Origin of the sequence: Kitasatospora sp. NPDC089509 (genome assembly GCF_044749365.1) — a bacterium.
Taxonomy (GTDB): Bacteria; Actinomycetota; Actinomycetes; order Streptomycetales; family Streptomycetaceae; genus Kitasatospora.
The window spans coordinates 20,394-40,050 of sequence record NZ_JBIVHS010000021.1; the positions used below are offsets into that span (position 1 = coordinate 20,394).

The following is a 19,657-nucleotide window of genomic DNA, read 5'->3' on the forward strand; positions in this document are numbered from 1 at the left end:
CGGAGCGACGGACAGGCTTCACTCCACGAGCTGCCCCCCGTCACGCTGGGCGGAGCAGCTGCGGCGGAAGGAGCAGCGGTCGCAGCCGCCGCCGGTCTGCGGGACGAAGCGTTCGGCGAGGACCTTGCCGGCGGCGTCGGCGAGCAGGTTCTCGATCCACGGTTCGCCCTCGGGCGGTTCCTGGCGCTGCACCTTGGGGGCGTCCGGGTCGGCCTTGGCGGCGGCCTCGCGCAGGTGGACGAGTTCGGCGCCGCCGGTGGCCGGGGGGTGCTCGGTGAAGCCGGGCAGCTCGTTGAGGGCGCCGGCCCGGACGGCGAGCTGGTAGACGGCGAGCTGCTTGTGCTCGGGCAGCGACTTGTCGGTGGGGATCTGCTTGCCGGTCTTGAAGTCGACCACGTAGGCGCGTCCGGCCCGGTCCTTCTCGACCCGGTCCATCGAGCCGCGGATGCGCACCGAGACGCCGCCGACGTCGAGGGTGACGTCGAAGCCGTGCTCGGTGGCGACCAGGTCGCGGCCGCGTTCCAGGACGTGCCAGTTGAGGAAGCGCTCCAGGGCGGTGCGGGCCTCGGTCTTCTCCTGGTGGGACTTCCAGGGGGCGTCGAAGGCGAGGGCGTCCCAGACGGTGTCCAGGCGGGCCATCAGCACGGCGAGGTCGGCGGGGGTGCGGCCGGAGCCGACCTCGTCGGCGAGGGCGTGCACCACGTTGCCGAAGCCCTGGGCGGCGGTGCCGGGGGCCCGGGCCTTGACCTCCTTGTCCAGGAACCACTGCAGCGAGCAGTTCTCCAGCTGTTCCAGGCCGCTGCCGGACAGCCGGACGGGCGCGTCGGCGCTGCGCAGCGGCTCGGGGGCGGCGGTCGGGTCGTCCAGGCCCCACCAGCGTTCGGGGTGGGCGGCGGGCACCAGCGGCAGCCCGTCCTGGTCGGCGGCGGTGGCCAGGACGGCGAGGCGTTCGGCGGCGGCGCGGCGCAGTTCGGGCGAGCGGGCGGGGTCGACGGTGACGGCGCGCAGTTCGGCGACCAGGGCGGCGACCGACAGCGGGCGGCGCGGGCGGTGGGTGACGTCCTCGACGGTGACCGGCGGGGTGCGGCGCACGACGCGGCCGGTCCTGGGGTCGACGTCCTCGCGGTAGAGCTCACGCAGGAAGCGGGAGGGTTCGTCGCCGTCGTCGGCGGGCGCCTTGACGGCGGTGACGATCAGCCGTTCCTTGGCGCGGGTGGCGGCGACGTAGAAGAGCCGGCGCTCCTCGCCGAGCAGGGCGGCCGGGGAGAGCGGTTCGGCGAGGCCGTCGCGGCCGATCCGGTCGGCCTCCAACAGGGAGCCGCGGCGGCGCAGGTCGGGCCAGAGGCCGTCCTGGACGCCGGCGACGACGACCAGGCGCCACTCCAGGCCCTTGGAGCGGTGGGCGGTCATCAGCCGGACGGCCTCGGGGCGGACGGTGCGCACGGTGAGGGTGTCGGCGGCGATGTCCTGGGCTTCGAGTTCGGCGAGCAGGTCGAGGGCGCTGCGGTGGCCGGTGACCTGTTCCTCGGCGCGGGCGGCGGTCTCGAACAGGGCGCACAGCGCGTCCAGGTCGCGGTCGGCGTTGCGGCCGGCGGCGCCGCCGCGCAGGGCGGCCCGCTCCAGGCGTTCGCGCCAGCGGCGGCTGCCGTCCCAGAGCTCCCACAGGGCGTCCTCGGCGGTGCAGCCGCCGGCCAGCAGTTCGCGGACCTTGCGCAGCAGGGTGCCGAGGTCGCGGGCGCGGCGGGCGGTGGCCGGGTCGAGGGCGATCAGGCGTTCGGGTTCGGCGAGGGCTTCGCGGATGAGTTCGCCGGCCGGGCGCGGGGCGGCGGCGGGGCCCGCGGCGGTGCGCAGCGCGGCGCGTTCCTCCTCGCGCAGGGCGCGGCCCAGGCGGCGCAGGTCGGAGCCGTCGAGGCCGCCGAGCGGGCCGGTGAGCAGGGCGTGGGCCAGTTCGACGGTCAGGGGTTCGGCGGGAGGCGGGCCGTCGCCCACCTGCTGCTCGTCCTGGTCGTCGCGCTTGTCGCGGGCTGCCTGCTCGGCGCAGGCCCGCAGGGCGAGCAGCAGCTGGGCGACGGCGGGTTCCTCGCGCAGCGGCAGGTCGTCGCCGTCGATCTCCAGCGGGACGCCGGCCGCGCCGAGGGCCCGCCGCACGCCGGGGATGGAGCGGGCGCCGGCCCGCACCAGCACGGCCATCTCGCCCCAGGGCACGCCGTCCTCCAGGTGGGCGCGGCGCAGCAGGTCGGCGATCGAGTCGAGTTCGGCGCCGGGGGTGGGGTAGGTGTAGACCTCGGCCCGGCCGCCCTCGCGGGAGGGCAGCAGGGCGCGGTGCTGGGCGAGTTTGTCGGCGGGCAGCCGGCCCATCGGCATCCGGCGGGCGAGTTCCCGGGAGGCGGCGAGCAGGACGGCGCCGGAGCGGCGGGAGACCCGCAGCACCTTGACCTCGGCGGGGGTGCCGTCGGGGTGGCGGAAGGTCTGCGGGAAGTCGAGGATGCCGTTGATGTCGGCGCCGCGGAAGGCGTAGATCGACTGGTCGGGGTCGCCGACGGCGACCAGGTCGCGTCCGCCGCCGGCGAGTTGGCGCAGCAGCCGGACCTGGGAGGGGTCGGTGTCCTGGTACTCGTCGACGTAGACGACGTCGTAGCGCCGGCGCAGTTCGTCGCCGGTGCCGGGGCGTTCGGCGAGCAGGACGGCGCGGTGGACGAGTTCGGCGTAGTCGAGGACGCCGCGCAGGTCGAGCACGTCGAGGTAGTCGGCGAGGAAGTGCGCGGCGGCGGCCCAGTCGGGGCGCTGGACGCCCTGGGCGAAGCGTTCGAGTTCGGCCTCGCCGAGGCCGAGTTCGCGGCTGCGGGCGAGGACGGCGCGGACTTCGTCGGCGAAGCCGCGGGTGGTCAGGCAGGCCCGCAGGTCGAGCGGCCAGGCGATCCGGCCGCGGCCGTCGCGGGCGTCCTCGGCGCCGCCGGCCAGCAGTTCGCGGACCATCACGTCCTGTTCGGGGCCGGAGAGCAGCCGCAGCGGTTCGGCGTAGTCCTCCGGGTCCTGGTGGGCGCGCAGCAGGGCGTAGCAGAAGGAGTGGAAGGTGGTGGCCTGGGGGGCGGCGGCGGAGCTGCCGAGCCGGCCGGACATCCGGTCGCGCAGTTCCATGGCGGCCTTGCGGCTGAAGGTGAGGACGAGGATCCGCTCGGGGTCGGTGCCGTCCTGGATCCGCCGGGCGACGGCCTCGACGAGGGTGGTGGTCTTGCCCGTGCCCGGGCCGGCCAGGACGAGCAGCGGGCCGCCGGTGTGCTCGACCACGGCGCGCTGGTAGGCGTCCAGCGCGGGCGGGTCGGGCTGGACGAGCGGGCTGCGCACGAGCCGGTAGGGGGAACTCACGAACGTCGGTCCTGGGTGGTGCGGGGGCATGGCGGGGGCGGGCCGGTGGGGCCCGCCCGTATCGAGCCTACGATCCTGCCCCGTCATTCCCGTCCGCGTGGCGGTTTCGCCGAAGTCTCCGTCCCGTCCCAGCGGGCCCGCCCGAGGTCGACCCGGGGCGGGTCGGCGAGTTCGCGCAGCGGGGTGCCCTCGTCCCCGTAGTGGGCGAGGGCGCGGTGCTCGTGCCCGGGCAGGAGGCGCCCGTCCGCGCGGATCACCCGCCACCAGGGCACCGAGCCGCCGTACAGGGCCATCACCCGGCCGACCTGCCGGGGGCCGCCCTGGCCGAGGTACTCGGCGACGTCGCCGTAGGTCATCACCCGGCCGGGTGGAATCCGCTCGGTCAGATCGAGCACCAGTTCGGCGAACGGTGGTAGGGCGTCCGGGACGCCGTCGTCTGTTACGTCCGTCACCTGCGGCATTCTTCCTCACGGGGACGCGTGTGCGGCCCCGTACGAACGACCCGCCGCGCCCGATCCGGCCCCTGTCCAGCACGGGGGGCCGGGGCATGCCACCATCTTCGGGGCGGTGAGTGGTGATACGAGGACAAGACCAGATGACCGGGACGGCTGACGTGGGCGTGGACAGGGACTCCGACGAGTCCGGCTCCGCCGTGCCCCCGGCCGGTTCCGGTGACGAGTCCGAAGGGCGGCCCGTGCCCGGGCCGACGCCGGAAGTCTCCCTGATCAAGGACCCGACGATCAAGACCCCCACGCCAGCACAGGCCGCCGGCCCCGCTCCCGTGTCCGGCCCGGAGCCGGCCAGTCCCGAACCGCCCGCCCCGGTGCCGCCGGCCCCGCGGGCCGAGTACCACGACCCGCTGGAGGACGCCCCCCACCTGGACGTCGACGAGCCGCTGCTCGCCGCCCGCGCGCACCGCCCGTCCGACCTGATCCGCTTCCTGGCCGGGGTCTTCGGGATAGTCGCGGTCTTCGTCCTGGCCGGCATCGCCACCTCGACCACCACCGGCATCGAGCAGGACATCGCCACCAACGCGCCGCACTTCTCCGCGGTGCTGTCCACCATCACCGGCCTGGTCTCCAGCGTCGCGGTGCTCGCCGTGCCGCTGGCCTTCGCCGTCGAGCGGCTGATAAAACGCGACGGCCTGCGGGTCGCCGACGGCGTGCTCGCCTCGGTGCTCGCGTACGGCGTCTCGCTGGGCATCGACTGGTGGGTGGCCGAGGGCGCCTCCGAGCACATCCGGACGGCGCTGACCAGGCTGCCGCTGGACAGCAACGGCAGCCTCACCGACCCGGTGCACGGCTACCTCGCCCCGGTGATCGCCTACATGACGGCCGTCGGCATGTCGAGCAGACCGCGCTGGCGGGTGGCCCTGTGGGTGGTGGTGGTCTTCAGCGGGATCACCGAGCTGCTCGGCGGCTACACCACCCCGCTGTCGCTGCTGCTCACCGTGCTGATCGGCTGGTCCGTCGCCTACGGCACGCTGTACGCGATCGGCTCCCCCAACATCCGGCCCACCGGCCAGCACCTGATGATCGGCCTGCGCAAGGTCGGGTTCACCCCGGACGGCGCCCACCGCGCCCCGGACGCCCCCGGCGGCACCCGCCGCTACTACGTCACCCAGCAGGACGGCCCGCCGCTGGACGTCCACATCATCGACCGCGAGCAGCAGGCCTCCGGCTTCTTCTACCGGGCCTGGCGCCGGCTGCGGCTGCGCTCGGTGGCCGTCCGCCGCAGCCCCCAGTCGCTGCGCCAGGCGCTGGAGCAGGAGGCGCTGATCGCGTACGCGGCGGCCGCCTCGGGCGCCCGCGCGCCGCAGCTGGTGGCCACCTCCGAGCTGGGCCCGGACGCCGCGATCCTGGTGTACGAGAACGTCGAGGGCCGCACCCTGGACGAGCTCGCCGACGAGGAGGTCACCGACCGGGTGATGGCCTCGCTGTGGCAGTCGGTGGCCGCCCTGCACGAGCGCCGGATCGCCCACCGCCGACTGACCGGCGAGTCGCTGCTGGTGGTGGACGACGGGACCGCCTGCCTGGTCAACCTGTCCGGCGGCGACATCGCCGCCACCGACCTGACCCTGCGCATCGACGTCGCCCAGCTGCTCACCACCTTCGCGCTGCGGATCGGCCCCGAGCGGGCCGTCGCCACCGCCAACGCGGTGCTCGGCGCCGACCGGGTCGCCCAGGCCCTGCCTCTGCTGCAGCCCGTCGGGATGAGCCGCTCCACCCGGGTCGACCTGGCCAAGCTCACCAAGGAACGCAAGACCGCCGCCCGGGCCAGGGCACTGGAGCAGGTCGCGGCCGGCGAGCGCACCCAGCAGCAGGCCGAGGAGGACATCGCGGCGGCCGGCGAGGACCTGCTCAGCCGGATCCGCGGCCAGATCCTGCAGATCGCCCCCGAGGCGCCGATGCAGCCCGCCAAGCTGGAACGGCTGAAGCCGAAGAGCCTGATCATGGTGATCGCGCTCACCTTCGCCGCCTACCTGGCGCTGACCACCATCAAGCCGGCCCAGCTCAAGCTCTCCCAGATGAACTGGGCCTGGGCCGCGGCGGCCCTGCTGGCGGCCGCGTTCAGCTACGTCGCCGCCTCGATGAGCCTGACCGGCTTCGTCCCCGAGAAGCTGCCGTTCCGGCGCACGGTGGCCGCCCAGCTGGCCGGCTCCTTCGTCAAGCTGGTCGCCCCCGCCGCGATCGGCGGCATCGCGCTCAACACCCGCTACCTGCAGAAGGCCGGCATCCGCCCCGGCCAGGCGGTCGCCTCGGTCGGCGCCTCCCAGCTCGCGGGCCTGGCCGGGCACCTGCTGCTGCTGTTCAGCTTCGGCCTGATCACCGGCAGCCAGACCAACGGCGACCTCTCCGCCTCCCGGGCGGTGATCATCGGGGTGCTGACCGCCGCGGTGCTCGCCCTGGTGGTGGCCGCGGTCGCGCCGCTGCGCCGCTTCGTGCTGGGCCGGCTGCGCTCGCTGTTCTTCGGCGTGGTGCCGCGCATGCTCGACCTGATGCAGACGCCCAGCAAGCTGGTCACCGGCTTCGGCGGCATCCTGCTGCTGACCCTGTCCTTCACCGCCTGCCTGGACTTCTCGGTGCAGGCCTTCGGCGGCGACATCTCCTTCTCGGCCGTCGCGGTGGTCTTCCTGACCGCCAACGCGGCCGGCTCGGCGATCCCCACCCCGGGCGGCATCGGCCCGGTCGAGGTCGCCCTGATCGGCGCCCTGACCGTCGCGGACGTCTCCCCCGCGGTCGCCACCCCGGCGGTGTTCCTCTACCGGGCGCTCACCTTCTGGCTGCCCGTGGTGCCGGGCTGGATCGCCTACAACGTGCTGCAGCGCAAGCAGGCGCTCTGACCGTACGGAACCCGACCGTACGGACGGGAACGGCAGGAAACGCCGAGGAGGGGCCCGCCGGATCGGCGGGCCCCTCCTCGGGTGTCGTGTCCTAGTAGACCGGCTTGTGCGGCTCGATCTGGCTCACCCAGCCGAGCACCCCGCCGCCCAGGTGGACGGCGTTGGCGAAGCCCGCGGCCTTGACCACGGCCAGCACCTCGGCCGAGCGCACGCCCGACTTGCAGTGCAGCACGATCTTCCGGTCCTGCGGCAGCTTCTCCAGGGCGTCGCCCATCAGGAACTCGTTCTTCGGGATCAGCACCGCACCGGGGATGTTGACGATCTCGTACTCGCCGGGCTCCCGGACGTCGATGAGGTAGATGTCCTCCTCGTCGTCCTGCCACTGCTTGAGCTGCTTCGAGGTGATCGTCGAACCGGCGGCCGCGGCCTGGGCCTCCTCCGACACGACGCCGCAGAAGGCCTCGTAGTCGATCAGCTCGGTGACCGTCGGGTTCTCGCCGCAGACCGCGCAGTTCGGGTCCTTGCGGACCTTCACCTGGCGGTAGTTCATCTCCAGGGCGTCGTAGATCATCAGCCGGCCGACCAGCGGGTCCCCGATGCCGGCCAGCAGCTTGATCGCCTCGTTCACCTGGATCGAGCCGATGGACGCGCACAGCACGCCCAGCACGCCGCCCTCGGCGCAGGACGGGACCATGCCCGGCGGCGGGGCCTCCGGGTAGAGGCAGCGGTAGCAGGGGCCGTGCTCGGCCCAGAACACGCTGGCCTGGCCGTCGAAGCGGTAGATCGAGCCCCACACGTACGGCTTGCCGAGCAGCACCGCGGCGTCGTTCACCAGGTAGCGGGTGGCGAAGTTGTCGGTGCCGTCCACGATCAGGTCGTAGCCGGCGAAGATCTCCATCACGTTGGAGTTGTCGAGGCGCTCCTCGTGCAGCACCACGTCGACGTACGGGTTGATCTCCTTGACCGAGTCCCGCGCCGACTCCGCCTTGGAGCGGCCGATGTCGGCCTGGCCGTGGATGATCTGGCGCTGCAGGTTGGACTCGTCGACCACGTCGAACTCGACGATGCCCAGCGTGCCGACACCGGCCGCCGCCAGGTACATCAGCGCGGGCGAACCCAGGCCACCGGCACCGACGCACAGCACCTTGGCGTTCTTCAGCCGCTTCTGCCCGGCCATCCCGACGTCCGGGATGATCAGGTGGCGGGAGTACCTGCGGACCTCGTCGACGGTGAGCTCGTCGGCCGGCTCGACCAGGGGTGGCAACGACACGGGGACTCCGATGGGTCTCTGGTTCAGGTGGCCCGGGCCACCCTCGGACGGGGTTGTTGCACCGCCACCGGGGTGGCTCTCTAGGCCAACAGTGTCACGCCCCTCCGGTATTCCGAGACAGCCCGTCCGATGGGCGAGACGGGCCGCGCCGGATGGTGGAACCGCCCACCGGACCCCCGCGGGTGCCCCCGGGCCCGGAATCACGGGCCCGGGCGCACCCCGCGGCGGAACTCACACCCGGCAGGCCGTCTCCAGCCAGACGTCCCCGAGCGACTCCTCCAGCGGCACCTGTGTCCGCCAGCCGAGACGGTCCCGGGCGGTGCGCACGTCCGCCTGCCGCCACGGCACCGGCTCGCCCGGGGCGGGCCGGCCCTCCGGCCGCCGCTCCTCCACCCGGTGGCCCGGCAGGTACGGCCCGGACTGGTGGCCGTGGCCCGGCAGGTGGTCCCCGCCCGGCCCGCCGACCTGCGCGGGCAGCAGCACCGGCCGGTTCTCCTCCACGATCGAGCCCTCGAAGCCGGAGGCCCGGACCAGCAGCTGGGCCGCGTCCCGGGCCCGCACCGCGTGCCCGCTGCCGACGTTGATCACCCCGGTGGCGGCCGACACCGCCGCCGCCTGGATCGCCCGGGCGACGTCCCGCACGTCCACGAAATCCCGGTATCCGGACAGGTCCGGCATCCGCACCTGGCTCTCGTCCCGCTCCAGCGCCCGCCGCAGGCCCTCGGCCAGCCGCCCGAACAGCGAGGCGGTCGGCGCCCCCGGCCCCACCACGTCGAACACCCGCAGCACCGCCGCGTCCAGCCCGGAGGCCAGCACCAGCTCCGTCCCGGCCAGCTTGGACACCCCGTACGGGCCGACCGGCCGCGGCTCGGCCTGCTCCGACACCGGCACCCCGCCGGGCACCGGCCCGTACTCGGCGGCCGAGCCGACGTGCACCAGCCGGGCCGGCTCCCGGCTACGCCGGATCGCCTCGCAGACGGTCGCGACGGCCAGCGTGTTCGACCGGATCAGGGTGCGCGAGCTGCCGTAGGTGGCGCCCGCGCAGTTGATCACCACCTGCGGCGCGACCGCGTCCAGGAAGCGGGCCAGCGCGCCCGGACTCCCGGTGGTCAGGTCGAAGCGGATGTCGGCCGAGTCGCGCCGGCCGAGCACCGTCACCTGCAACTCCTGGTCCATCAGCAGACGATCGGTCACCCGGCGGCCGATGAAGCCGTCGGCGCCCAGCAGCAGCACCCTCATCGGGGGCGTCCTTCCACGAAGCGAGGTCGGGGACGACCTGGCGGACTGAAATACAGCGGAAACAGCGAACGAGATCCGAGGTCCGGGAGCGGCTCAGCGGTGCGAACCGGCCCGGCCGAGCACGGCCCAGCCGTGCACCAGCAGCACCGCCGCGACCGCGCCGCCGCCCAGCAGGACGGCCGACGGCCAGGGACGGCCCAGCGCCAGCGGCACCGCCGCCGCGACCGGTCCGGCCACCGCGCCCAGCGCGGCCGCCCTCCCCCGGCCGCAGCGCGCCAGCAGCGCGGGCAGCACCAGCAGCAGGCCCAGCACGCCCTGCGCCGCCCACGCGGCGGTGCCGGCCCGCTCGGCGGCCAGGTGCAGCAGGCCGCCGCCGTGGCCCGGCCCGGGGCGCGGCGCGACCACCGCGAGGACGGCCAGCGCGGCGTAGGTCAGCACCGCGAGCACCGCCAGGTGCAGCGCCACCGCCACCGGCAGCACCGGCCGCATCCGGGCCCGGAACTCGGCCAGCGTGCGGGCCGACCCGAGGTGCCCCCGGCCGACCTGCCGGTACCAGCGGGCCGCCCGCTCCGCCGAGCCCGCCGACACCGCGGCCGCCAGCACCAGCGCGGCGGCCAGCGGCCGGTCCCGGCCCGGCGCCGCCAGCGGGAGCAGCAGCAGCGCGGCCAGACCCAGCCCGTGCCCGAGCGCCGCGGGGCGCAGCCGGGAGCCGGCCGGACGGGGCGGGGTGCGGGCCGGGCCGAGCTCCGTCGGGCAGGCCGGGCCGCACGGCGGGGGTCCGGCCTCGGCCGGGGCCCCGCCGGTCAGCGCGGGCAGCAGCACCAGCGGTACGGCCGCGATCGGCAGCACGGCCGGGCGGGTGCCGAACGCCACCACGGCGGCGCAGGGCAGCACGGCGAGCGCGGCGGCGGTCAGCGCCGCCCGGGCGGCGGCCGCGCAGCGCCGGGGTTCGGGCGGTTCGGGCGCGGGCGGGCGGCGGGGCACCCGGGCGTACAGCTCCTCGGCCAGCGAGAACAGGTCGGCGTGCCGGCAGCGCGCGGCGGTGTCCGGGCCGAGCCCGGCCTCCTCCAGCCCGGCGGCGATCTCCAGCGGGTCGACGGCGCGCTCGCACAGCTCCCGGTGCTCGGCCATCAGCTCGCGCACCGGGTCGGCGCTGACCCCCACCGGGCCGGACATCAGACGGCCTCCGCGAGGGCCGGGCCGGCGGCGGCCGCGGCGGCGTCGGGGTGCCCGGGGCCACCGTCGGGGTGCCCGGGGCGGTCCGGGCGGTCCCGGTCCTCCCGGGCGCCGCGCGGCCGCTCGCCGAGCCAGTACTCGGCGGGGCGGGCGAAGGGCCGCGGCGCCGGCCCGCCCGGGTCGGCGCCGCCGCCCCCGGGGTAGGCGGGGTACTGCGAGACCAGTTCCAGGTAGATCTCCCGGAAGGCGCCGATCACCGGCTCGACGGCGAAGCGTTCCTGCGCCCGCAGCCGCCCCGCCAGGCCGAGCCGGGAGCGCCGCTCCTCGTCGCGCAGCAGCGCCAGGCAGGCCCCGGCCAGGGCGCGCGGGTCGCGGGCGGGCACCAGCAGCCCGGTCGGGCCGAGCACCTCGCGGGCCACCCCGACGTCGGTGGAGACCACCGCCCGGCCGCTGAGCATGGCGTCGGCGAGCAGCCGGGGGCTGCGCTGGGAGAGCGCCGAGAACACCACCACCGTGCCGCCCTGCCAGAGTTCGGCGAGCGCGCCGGGGGCGGGCCGGCCGGCGAAGTCCACCGCGCCGGTGATCCCCAGCCGTTCGGCGACCGCGGCGCAGTGCGCCCGGTGGCCGGGGGCGGCCTCCGCGCCGTGCACCACCAGCCGGGCCCGGGGCAGTTCGGCCCGGACCCGGGCGAAGGCGTGCAGCATCAGTTCGGGGTCCCGGCCCGGCTCCAGCGCGCCCGCCCAGACCAGGGTCGGCCGCCCCGGCTCCGGCCCGGCCGCCGGACGGTCCACCGCCGGGGTGCCCTCGTACACCACCCGGGTGCGCGCCGGGTCGGCCCCGCAGCGGCGCTGCCACTGCTGGTCGTGGGCGCTGCCCGGGGTCAGCACCGCGGCCTGCCGGTAGGTCTCCTCGGTGAGCGCCCGGAAGAAGGACAGCAGCAGCGCCCGCACCGGCCAGCAGTACGGCGCCTCGTGAACCGCCCGCCCGCCTCCGGGCGCCAGGGGCGGGCGGCCGAGGTACTGCTCGCGCAGGTGCGGGCCGTGCTCGGTGACCACGAACGGCACCCCGTGCAGCTGCCGGGCGACCAGGGCGGGCAGCGCGGCGGGGCCGCCGCCGACCACGTGGCACAGGTCGGCGCCGCCCAGGCCACCGGGGCCGGTGCCGTACCAGGGTGCGGACAGCGGGCGCAGGCACTGCTCCAGCAGGTCGGCGGCGGCCAGGACGTCGCGGACCAGCGGCCGGCCGGCCGGGGTGTCCGCGCCGGGCAGCCGCCAGGTCCGTTCCAGCACCCGGCGGGCGTGGGCGGAGGCGAGGAAGGCCGGCAGTGTGCCGTCCTCCCGGGCCAGCGCCGCCAGCCGGTACAGTCCGGCGCCGAAGCCGGCCCGCTCGCCCGGCAGCACCAGCGCCCGCAGCAGGTCCTCGTACGCCCGGGCGTACTGGCGTCTGCGCAGCGCCCCGGGGGCCCGGCCGCGCGGCCGGCCGCCCCACAGGACCAGGTCGTGGGCGCCGTGCCAGGCGGGCGACAGCCGGGCGACGGCGCCGAGCCCGTCCGGGCCGGTCAGCAGGTACAGCTCGAACCCGTGCTCCGGCAGGCCCTCGGCCAGCCGGTCGCACCAGGCTCCGGCGCCACGTTCGGGATGCGATCGGGCACCCTCGGTGAGCAGGGCGACGCGCACGGGAGACCTCCTTCTGCCTCGGAACGGGCACGGTGACGGCGGCCTCGGCCGGGGCCGGCCGTCCCCCCGCACCCCTTGGACGCCCCCGGGCAGGGGCCGTCGGGAGCCGCGGGGCCGTACGCCGGGACGCTTGCTCGGGCCGTGCGCCGTGTGCTCCGGCGCCGGCGGCCCTCCCCCACACCTGTTCGGTCCGGCAGCAGAAAGGTAGGACCGGCCCGGGGCGATCCATCGGTCACATGCCTGGCTGCCACCTGAACGAGTGAACCGCCGTGACCTCGCCCCGAACCGGGCCGTTAGCGGGCGCTATACGCGCTCCGCCCGCGCGCTCCGCCCGCGCGTGACGGTCAGCCGGCGGTGTCCGCGATCAGCTCGCGCACGGCCCGGGCGACCTCGTCGGGGTGCTCCATCATCGCGACGTGCCCGGACTCCGGCAGCACCAGCAGCCGGACGTCCGCGAAGGCCGCGAAGGCCCGGCGGGCGGAGCGGTAGGAGACCAACCGGTCGCGCCGTCCGTACACCAGCAGCACCGGCGCCGCCACCTGCTCGGCCTGCCGCCACAGCGCCTGGTCGCCGCGCTCGGTGTACGCGGAGACGATGCCGCGGGCCGAGCCGACCAGCGCCGGCAGCGCGTGCGGCAGGTCCAACCGGCTCCGGTACTCGGCCACCGCCTCGGCCCGGGCGGCCGGGCTCACGGCGGCCGGGTCGCCGTAGACCAGCCGCAGCAGGTCGTCGGTGGCGGCCTCGGCGTCCCGCCGGCCGGCCGACAGCCGGCTCAGCAGCGCGGGCAGGCCGGGCAGGGCGAGCAGGCCGGTGGGCCAGGCGGAGCGCTGCGGGGGCAGTTCGGGCAGGGCGGGCGAGACCAGGGTGAGGCTGCGGACCAGGTCGGGGCGCAGCGCCGCGAGCCGGACGGCGACGGCGCCGCCGAGCGAGTTGCCGAAGAGGTGGACGGGGCCGCGGTCGGAGGCCTCCAGGTAGCCGATGACGGCGCGGACGTGGCCGGAGAGGCTGAGGTTGCCGTCGGCGGGCGGGCCGGAGCGGCCGAAGCCGGGCAGGTCCAGGGCCTCGCCGTCGACCAGGCCGGAGAGCCGGTCCATCAGGGCCGTCCAGTTGCCGGCCGAGCCGCCCAGGCCGTGCACGAAGAGCCCGGGCTCGCGCCCGTCGGGGGCCGCTCCGGCGGTGGGCCGGTGCACCGCGAGCACCGCGCCGGGAACCTCGACCGTACGTACCTGCTGCTCAGCGCTGCTCATGGTGGACGATGGTAGTGAGCCCCGGTGGGGGCCGGTGGGGGTGGTCCGGCCGTCCCGTCTCCTAGGTCTCGGCACTGCCGAGGCCGAGGTCAGCGCCGTATTGTGGGCTCCTGACAACGGTCCGAGCAGCTTTTCTCGCCTTCGCCTGGGGCGCGCGCGGTTACCGAAAAGTAGAATCGGCCCTCTTGCCAGCCCCGAACAACCCCGAAGTGAGGAGCGCCGTGACGGCCATCCAAGAGGCGCAGGAGCGCCCGCGCGGTGCCCGCCTGCCGCGAAGCGCCCGCCGTGAACAACTGCTCGGTGCCGCCCAGGAGGTGTTCGTCGCGCAGGGTTACCACGCGGCCGCCATGGACGACATCGCCGATCGTGCCGGGGTGAGCAAGCCGGTGCTCTACCAGCACTTCCCCGGGAAGCTGGACCTCTACCTGGCGCTGCTGGACAAGCACTGCGACGCCCTGGTCGAGTCGACCCGCGAGGCGCTGGGCACCACCACCGACAACAAGCTGCGGGTGGCCGCGACGATGGAGGCGTACTTCAACTACGTCTCCAGCGAGTCCGGTGCCTTCCGGCTGGTCTTCGAGTCGGACCTGACCAACGAGCCCGCCGTGCGCGAGCGGGTGGAGCGGGCCTCCGAGGCGAGCGCGACGCTGGTCAGCAAGGTCATCCAGGAGGACACCGACCTGCCGGAGGCGGAGTCCAAGCTGCTGGCCGCCGGGGTCTGCGGGCTGGCCCAGATCACCGCCCGGTACTGGCTGTCGCAGGGGTTGGAGATCCCGCGCGACGAGGCGGTGCGGCTGGTCGCCAGCCTGGCCTGGCGGGGCCTGAAGGGCTTCCCGATGCACCCGTCCGACCTCGCGCCGGAGGGTTCCGCTCAGCGCTGACGATCCGCTGACCATCGCCTGGGCGGTGATCGGGTGCTCTATGGTGAAGCCGTACGGCGCGGTCGCCGCGGTCGCTTGTCCCAGGCGGTCCGGTTCCCGCGCGTGGAGGCTGCAAACCCGGAGGGACGGAAGCCGTGGAGGTCAAGATCGGCGTGCAGAACGCGCCGCGCGAGATCGTGATCGAGAGCTCGCAGACTGCCGATGAGGTCGAGAGCGCGATCGCGAAGGCGCTGGAGGGCCCCACCAAGCTCTTCACGCTCACCGACGAGCACGGCCGTCGCATCATCGTCCCGGCCGAGCGCCTGGCGTACGTGGAGATCGGCGAGCAGGCCGCCCGCAAGGTCGGTTTCGGCACTCTCTGAGGCGCCGCCCGAACCGGGTGTCCGGTGCCCCGTTCCCTCCGGGAGCGGGGCACCGTCGTATGTGGAGGTCGTGTGTGGGGCCGGGCCGGCCGGGGTAGGGCGACAGGGACGGCGCCGGTGCCGTACGCCCGCCCCCGGGAGGCCGCCTTGCTGGTCGAATCCATCGTCTTCGCCCTGGTCGGCCTGGCCGCGGCCGCGGCCGCGCTGTTCGGTCTGCCCTCGTACTTCCGGGCGTCCCGCCCGATGGTGACGGGGACGGCGCTGGCCGCCGCGCTGCTCGGCGGGGCGGTCGCGCACTTCTGTCTGGCCGGGCGCTACCCGGTGATCGCGGTGGCCTGCTCGGCGCTGGCCGCGGGGGTGATCACCTCGCTGCTGGCCCGGCCGGACCTCGCCGCCGGGCGGGCCCCGGCGCACCGGCACCACCCGCACCGGGCCGGCGCCCACCGCGCGCCGCGGCGGCACCGGCCGGCCTGAGCGGCCCCGGCCTAACTGGCCAGGCCGAGGGCGGCCATCCGCCTGGTGTGCGCCTCGGTGATCCGGTTGAACATCTTGCCGACCTCGACCAGGTCGAAGCCCTGCACCTGGACGCCGCCGACCAGCAGGTTGGACAGCGCGTCCCGCTCGGCGACGACCCGCTGGGCCTGGCTGAGCGCCTCGCCCATCAGCCGCCGGCCCCACAGGGCGAGCCGGCCGCCGGCCCGCGGGTCGGCCTCGATGGCCTGGCGGACCTTGTCGACGGCGAACTGGCCGTGGCCGGTGTCGGACATGACGCCGAGGACCAGCTCGCGGGTGTCGTCGTCCAGTCGGACGGCCACCTCGCGGTAGAAGTCGGTCGCGATGGCGTCGCCGACGTAGGCCTTGACCAGGCCCTCCAGCCAGTCCGAGGGCGCCGTCATCCGGTGGAACAGCTCCAGCGGCTCGACGAAGGGGCGCATCGCCTCCTGCGGGTCGGCACCGATCTCGGCGAGCCGGTCGTGCAGCCGCTGGTAGTGCTGGAACTCGGCGGAGGCCATCCGGGCCAGGGCCGCCTTGTCGGCCAGGTCGGGCGCCAGCTTGGCGTCCTCGGCGAGCCGCTCGAAGGCGCTCAGCTCGCCGTACGCGAGTGCGCCGAGCAGGTCCAGCACCGCGGCGCGGTAGCCCGGCTCGGCCGAGCACGTGGCCCAGTCGCCGATCGAGCCGCCCGTGCCGTCCTGCGTCTCACCATGGGTCTCCATGACCCGTCACCTTAGTCCCGACCGGCCCGCTCCCCCACCACCCGGCGCCCCCGGTGACCTGCCGGATCGGCCCGGGACGGGCCGGTGCCCGGGGGCAATGTCAGACGCGTCACGTGTTCGAGTCGTCGCCTGACTGTATGGTGGTACGGAGCCCCGTCGTGCTCGCACGGTGCCACCGCCGTCTCGGTGGCCCGCACGAGTCCGCTCCTTAGCGGCACCGTCCCCTCGGACGTGTCCGCACCGGAGCCAGGGGTACTCACGTACGCGGATGCCCGGTCGGAGAGCCGATCGGCTCCGACCATGGCTTGGACCCCAAGCCTTGGCACCGCATCAGTGGCCGAGCGAGGGCCGCCGAGACCACGCCCACCTGGCGGAGGTCCCGCGCAGGTCCCTCACGGGAACTCTCCCCGACGCCGCCGGCGACGCGCCCCGCATCGGGCCGCGCGCACCGGCCGGCCGCAGGGACCGGCGCGGTTGTGCGTCCGCGCAGCTGTCATCAGGGCCGTCCAGGCCCGCACACAGCCGCGCGGCTGCCCGCCCGCCGCTCGCTCTCGGCCCCTCCGAAAACGGAAGAGGCAGCACCCTGTCCACCACCGCTGAACCCATCAAGACGACGTTCCGGGACCTCGGGATCCTCCCGGAGACCGCCGAGGCCCTGGAGGCCGTCGGCATCGTCCACCCCTTCCCCATCCAGGAGATGACCCTCCCGGTCGCGCTGACCGGCCACGACGTCATCGGCCAGGCCAAGACCGGCACCGGCAAGACCCTCGGCTTCGGCCTGCCGCTGATCGAGCGGGCCGTCGTTCGCGCCGACGTGGACGCCGGCCGGGCCACCGAGGAGCAGCTCTCCGACTTCCCGCAGGCGCTGATCGTCGTCCCGACCCGCGAGCTCTGCACCCAGGTCACCAACGACCTGCAGACCGCCGGCAAGGTCCGCAACGTCCGCGTGCTCGCGGTCTACGGCGGCCGGGCGTACGAGCCGCAGGTCGAGGCGCTCAACAAGGGCGTCGACATCGTGGTCGGCACCCCGGGCCGACTGCTGGACCTGGCCGGCCAGAAGAAGCTGAACCTCTCCAAGGTCCGCGCGCTGGTCCTGGACGAGGCCGACGAGATGCTCGACCTGGGCTTCCTGCCCGACGTCGAGAAGATCATCACCATGCTGCCGGCCAAGCGGCAGACCCTGCTGTTCTCGGCCACCATGCCGGGCCAGGTCATCAGCCTCGCCCGCCGGTACATGAGCCAGCCGACCCACATCCGGGCCACCGCCCCGGACGACACCGGCACGACCGTGGCCAACACCGAGCAGCACATCTTCCGTGCCCACTCGCTGGACAAGGTCGAGATGGTCTCCCGCATCCTGCAGGCCGACGGCCGCGGGCTGGCGATGATCTTCTGCCGCACCAAGCGCACCGCCGCCGACGTCTCCGACCAGCTGACCCAGCGCGGCTTCGCGGCCGGCGCCGTCCACGGCGACCTCGGCCAGGGCGCCCGCGAGCAGGCGCTGCGCGCCTTCCGCAACGGCAAGGTCGACGTGCTGGTCTGCACCGACGTGGCCGCCCGCGGCATCGACGTCGAGGGCGTCACCCACGTCATCAACTACCAGTGCCCCGAGGACGAGAAGACCTACCTCCACCGGATCGGCCGCACCGGCCGGGCCGGCGCCTCCGGCACCGCCGTCACCCTGGTCGACTGGGACGACATCCCGCGCTGGCAGCTGATCAACAAGGCGCTGGAGCTGTCGTTCAACGACCCGGAGGAGACCTACTCCACCTCGGCGCACCTGTACGAGCTGCTGAAGATCGCCCCGGGCACCAAGGGCGTGCTGCCGCGCTCCGAGCGCACCCGGGCCGGGCTCGGCGCCGAGGAGATCGAGGACCTCGGCGAGACTGGCGGGCGGGGCTCGCGCTCCGGTCGCGGCCGCGGCGGGAACGCCGGCGCCGGCAGCAGCGGCAACGGCAGCGCCGGCGGGCGGAACGGCTCGGGCCGGGCCGCCGCCGTCGAGACCCCGGCCGAAGAGAAGCCGCGCCGCACCCGTGAGCGCCGTCGCACCCGCCGTGGTGCCTCGCTCGGCGAGGGCGAGGCCGCTGCGGTCGCCGCCGCTCCGGTGACCGAGGCGGCTCCGGCCGTCGAGGGCACCGAGGGCGAGGCCGCGCCGCGCCGTCGTCGCCGCCGCTCGCGCGGGGGTGCCGGGGCCGGCGAGACCGCCGCGGTGGAGACCACCGTGGCGGCGGCCGAGGTCGTCGCCGAGGCCGCCGCGGTGGTCGAGGCCGCCGTGGTCGCGGTCGTCGCCGAGCCGGTGGCCGAGGAGAAGCCGCGTCGGACCCGCACCCGCAAGCCCAAGGCTGAGGCGGCGGAGGCCGTCGAGGCCGCTGCGGTGACCGAGGCCCCGGCCGAGGTTCCGGTCGAGGCTCCGGTGGAGAAGAAGCCGGCCCGCACCCGGACCCGCAAGCCCAAGGCGGAGGCCGCCGAGGCGGTCGAGGCCGCCGCGGTGATCGAGACCCCGGTCGAGGTTCCGGTCGAGGTTCCGGTCGAGGCTCCGGTGGAGAAGAAGCCGACCCGCACCCGGACCCGCAAGCCCAAGGCTGAGGCGGCGGAGACCGTCGAGGCCGCCGCGGTGACCGAGGCCCCGGCCGCGAAGAAGCCGGCCCGGACCCGCAAGCCGAAGGCCGTCGCCGAGACCGCCCCGGAGGCCCCGGCCGCCGAGGCGTCCGCCGAGGAGGCGCCGGCCCCGCGCAAGCGGACCCGCACCCGCAAGGCCGCGGCCACCCCGGAGACCACTCCGGAGGGCTGACCCGGCCCGCCCCGAGGGGGCGGACGGACCGCACCGGTCCGTCCGCCCCCTCGGGCGTTCCCGGCCCGGCGCCGATCGGGCATCCGGGCTGGTGGGGCGGGGTGCCGGGGACGGCATAGGCTGGGGCGTTCGCCAGTCGCGGGAGGGAATCCGTCCATGAGCACTCCGCCGTTCCTGACCCTGCCCGGCTGTGCCCGCGCCGAGCGGGTGGTGACCGCGCGCGGGGAGTTCGCGGCGCTGTGGGCGGAGCCGGCCGGGCCGGTGCGCGGGTCGGCGCTGCTGGTGCCGGGGTTCACGGGCAGCAAGGAGGACTTCATCGCGCTGCTCGAACCGCTCGCGGCCGCCGGGTACCGGGTGACGGCCGTGGACCAGCGGGGCCAGTACGAGACCGGTGGGCCGGACGACGAGGCGGCGTACGCCGCCGACGCGCTGGGCGCGGACGTCCGGGCCCTGACCGGGGTGCTGGCCGCGGAGGGCGGGCCGGTGCACCTGCTGGGGCACTCCTTCGGCGGCCAGGTGGTCCGGGAGGCGGTCCTCGCGGCCGCCGCCGAGGGCCCGCTGCCGTGGCGTTCGCTGACCCTGATGGCCACCGGGCCGGGGGCGATCGATCCGGCCGAGGCGGCCCGGACCGCGCTGCTGCTGGACGCCCTGTCGGTGCTGGACCTGGAGGAGATCTGGCAGGTGATGCGGCAGCTGGACGCGGACAGCGGGAAGCCGCAGCCCGTCCTGGCGCCGGGCGTCGCCGAGTTCCTGCACCGCCGCTGGGTGGCGAACGTGCCGCGGTCGCTGGCCGTGACCGGCGGGCACCTGATGGCCGCGCCGGACCGGGTGGCCGAGCTGGCCGCCGTGACCGCCGGGGCGCTGCCGGTGCTGGTGCTGTCCGGGGAGCAGGACTACGCCTGGCCGGTGCCGGAGCAGACCGGGATGGCGGAGCGGCTGGCCGCCCGCCGGGTGGTCGTCGAGGGTGCGGGCCACTCCCCCAACGCCGAGCGGCCGGCCGCCACGGCCGCGGCGCTGGCCGCCTTCTGGGCCTGATCCTCCCGGAGTGGTCTGAACCACTTCCGCATGTTCGATCGCGTTCGCACAGGACAA

Annotated in this window: 14 protein-coding genes; 6 read left to right on the plus strand and 8 right to left on the minus strand. The window is 75.4% G+C overall.

Translation table 11 applies throughout. The features are described 5' to 3' along the window. Positions 1–18: 18 nt before the first annotated feature. Complete coding sequence (locus ACIP4P_RS32815) at positions 19–3,396, minus strand: ATP-dependent helicase (RefSeq protein WP_400924725.1); 3,378 nt, start codon at positions 3,394–3,396, stop codon at positions 19–21. A gap of 53 nt (positions 3,397–3,449) precedes the next feature. After that, positions 3,450–3,827, minus strand: a complete 378-nt coding sequence (locus ACIP4P_RS32820) for an MGMT family protein (protein ID WP_400924727.1) — start codon at positions 3,825–3,827, stop codon at positions 3,450–3,452. Positions 3,828–3,961: 134 nt separating this feature from the next. Between ACIP4P_RS32820 and ACIP4P_RS32825 the strand changes: the two genes are divergently transcribed. Then, the gene (locus tag ACIP4P_RS32825; RefSeq protein WP_400924729.1) at positions 3,962–6,709 is read left to right on the plus strand and encodes a flippase-like domain-containing protein; all 2,748 of its coding nucleotides are present in this window, start codon (positions 3,962–3,964) and stop codon (positions 6,707–6,709) included. Positions 6,710–6,800: 91 nt separating this feature from the next. Here ACIP4P_RS32825 and moeZ read toward each other — a convergent pair whose 3' ends face one another. From moeZ to ACIP4P_RS32850, 5 genes are all read right to left on the minus strand, one after another. Beyond that, positions 6,801–7,979: an adenylyltransferase/sulfurtransferase MoeZ gene (gene moeZ, locus ACIP4P_RS32830; protein ID WP_400924731.1), complete on the minus strand. Its 1,179-nt coding sequence runs from the start codon at positions 7,977–7,979 to the stop codon at positions 6,801–6,803. A gap of 231 nt (positions 7,980–8,210) precedes the next feature. Then, positions 8,211–9,218, minus strand: a complete 1,008-nt coding sequence (locus ACIP4P_RS32835) for an NAD-dependent epimerase/dehydratase family protein (protein ID WP_400924733.1) — start codon at positions 9,216–9,218, stop codon at positions 8,211–8,213. Positions 9,219–9,311: 93 nt separating this feature from the next. Continuing rightward, positions 9,312–10,394, minus strand: a complete 1,083-nt coding sequence (locus tag ACIP4P_RS32840) for a hypothetical protein (protein WP_400924735.1) — start codon at positions 10,392–10,394, stop codon at positions 9,312–9,314. After that, a complete protein-coding gene (locus ACIP4P_RS32845) occupies positions 10,394–12,070 on the minus strand; it encodes a glycosyltransferase (protein ID WP_400924737.1) in 1,677 nt (558 codons plus the stop codon). The genes ACIP4P_RS32840 and ACIP4P_RS32845 overlap by 1 nt, the downstream gene beginning before the upstream one ends. A 344-nt stretch (positions 12,071–12,414) precedes the next feature. Continuing rightward, complete coding sequence (locus ACIP4P_RS32850; protein WP_400924739.1) at positions 12,415–13,317, minus strand: alpha/beta fold hydrolase; 903 nt, start codon at positions 13,315–13,317, stop codon at positions 12,415–12,417. Between the two features lie 221 nt (positions 13,318–13,538). On the opposite strand from ACIP4P_RS32850, the gene ACIP4P_RS32855 reads away from it, so the two are divergent. The 3 genes from ACIP4P_RS32855 (at position 13,539) to ACIP4P_RS32865 (ending at position 15,034) form a co-directional block, all read left to right on the plus strand. Continuing rightward, the gene (locus ACIP4P_RS32855) at positions 13,539–14,198 is read left to right on the plus strand and encodes a TetR/AcrR family transcriptional regulator (RefSeq protein ID WP_350511872.1); all 660 of its coding nucleotides are present in this window, start codon (positions 13,539–13,541) and stop codon (positions 14,196–14,198) included. 134 nt (positions 14,199–14,332) lie between these two features. Next, the gene (locus ACIP4P_RS32860) at positions 14,333–14,560 is read left to right on the plus strand and encodes a DUF3107 domain-containing protein (protein WP_350511870.1); all 228 of its coding nucleotides are present in this window, start codon (positions 14,333–14,335) and stop codon (positions 14,558–14,560) included. Positions 14,561–14,707: 147 nt separating this feature from the next. Beyond that, a complete protein-coding gene (locus ACIP4P_RS32865) occupies positions 14,708–15,034 on the plus strand; it encodes a hypothetical protein (protein WP_400924742.1) in 327 nt (108 codons plus the stop codon). Between the two features lie 11 nt (positions 15,035–15,045). On the opposite strand, the gene ACIP4P_RS32870 is transcribed toward ACIP4P_RS32865, so the two are convergent. Then, positions 15,046–15,774 (minus strand): ferritin-like fold-containing protein, encoded by a 729-nt coding sequence (locus ACIP4P_RS32870; protein WP_350511868.1) that lies wholly within the window; start codon positions 15,772–15,774, stop codon positions 15,046–15,048. A gap of 697 nt (positions 15,775–16,471) precedes the next feature. Between ACIP4P_RS32870 and ACIP4P_RS32875 the strand changes: the two genes are divergently transcribed. Then, the gene (locus tag ACIP4P_RS32875) at positions 16,472–18,565 is read left to right on the plus strand and encodes a DEAD/DEAH box helicase (protein ID WP_400924744.1); all 2,094 of its coding nucleotides are present in this window, start codon (positions 16,472–16,474) and stop codon (positions 18,563–18,565) included. A gap of 156 nt (positions 18,566–18,721) precedes the next feature. Further along, a complete protein-coding gene (locus ACIP4P_RS32880) occupies positions 18,722–19,600 on the plus strand; it encodes an alpha/beta fold hydrolase (RefSeq protein ID WP_400924746.1) in 879 nt (292 codons plus the stop codon). The last annotated feature ends 57 nt before the right edge of the window (positions 19,601–19,657 follow it).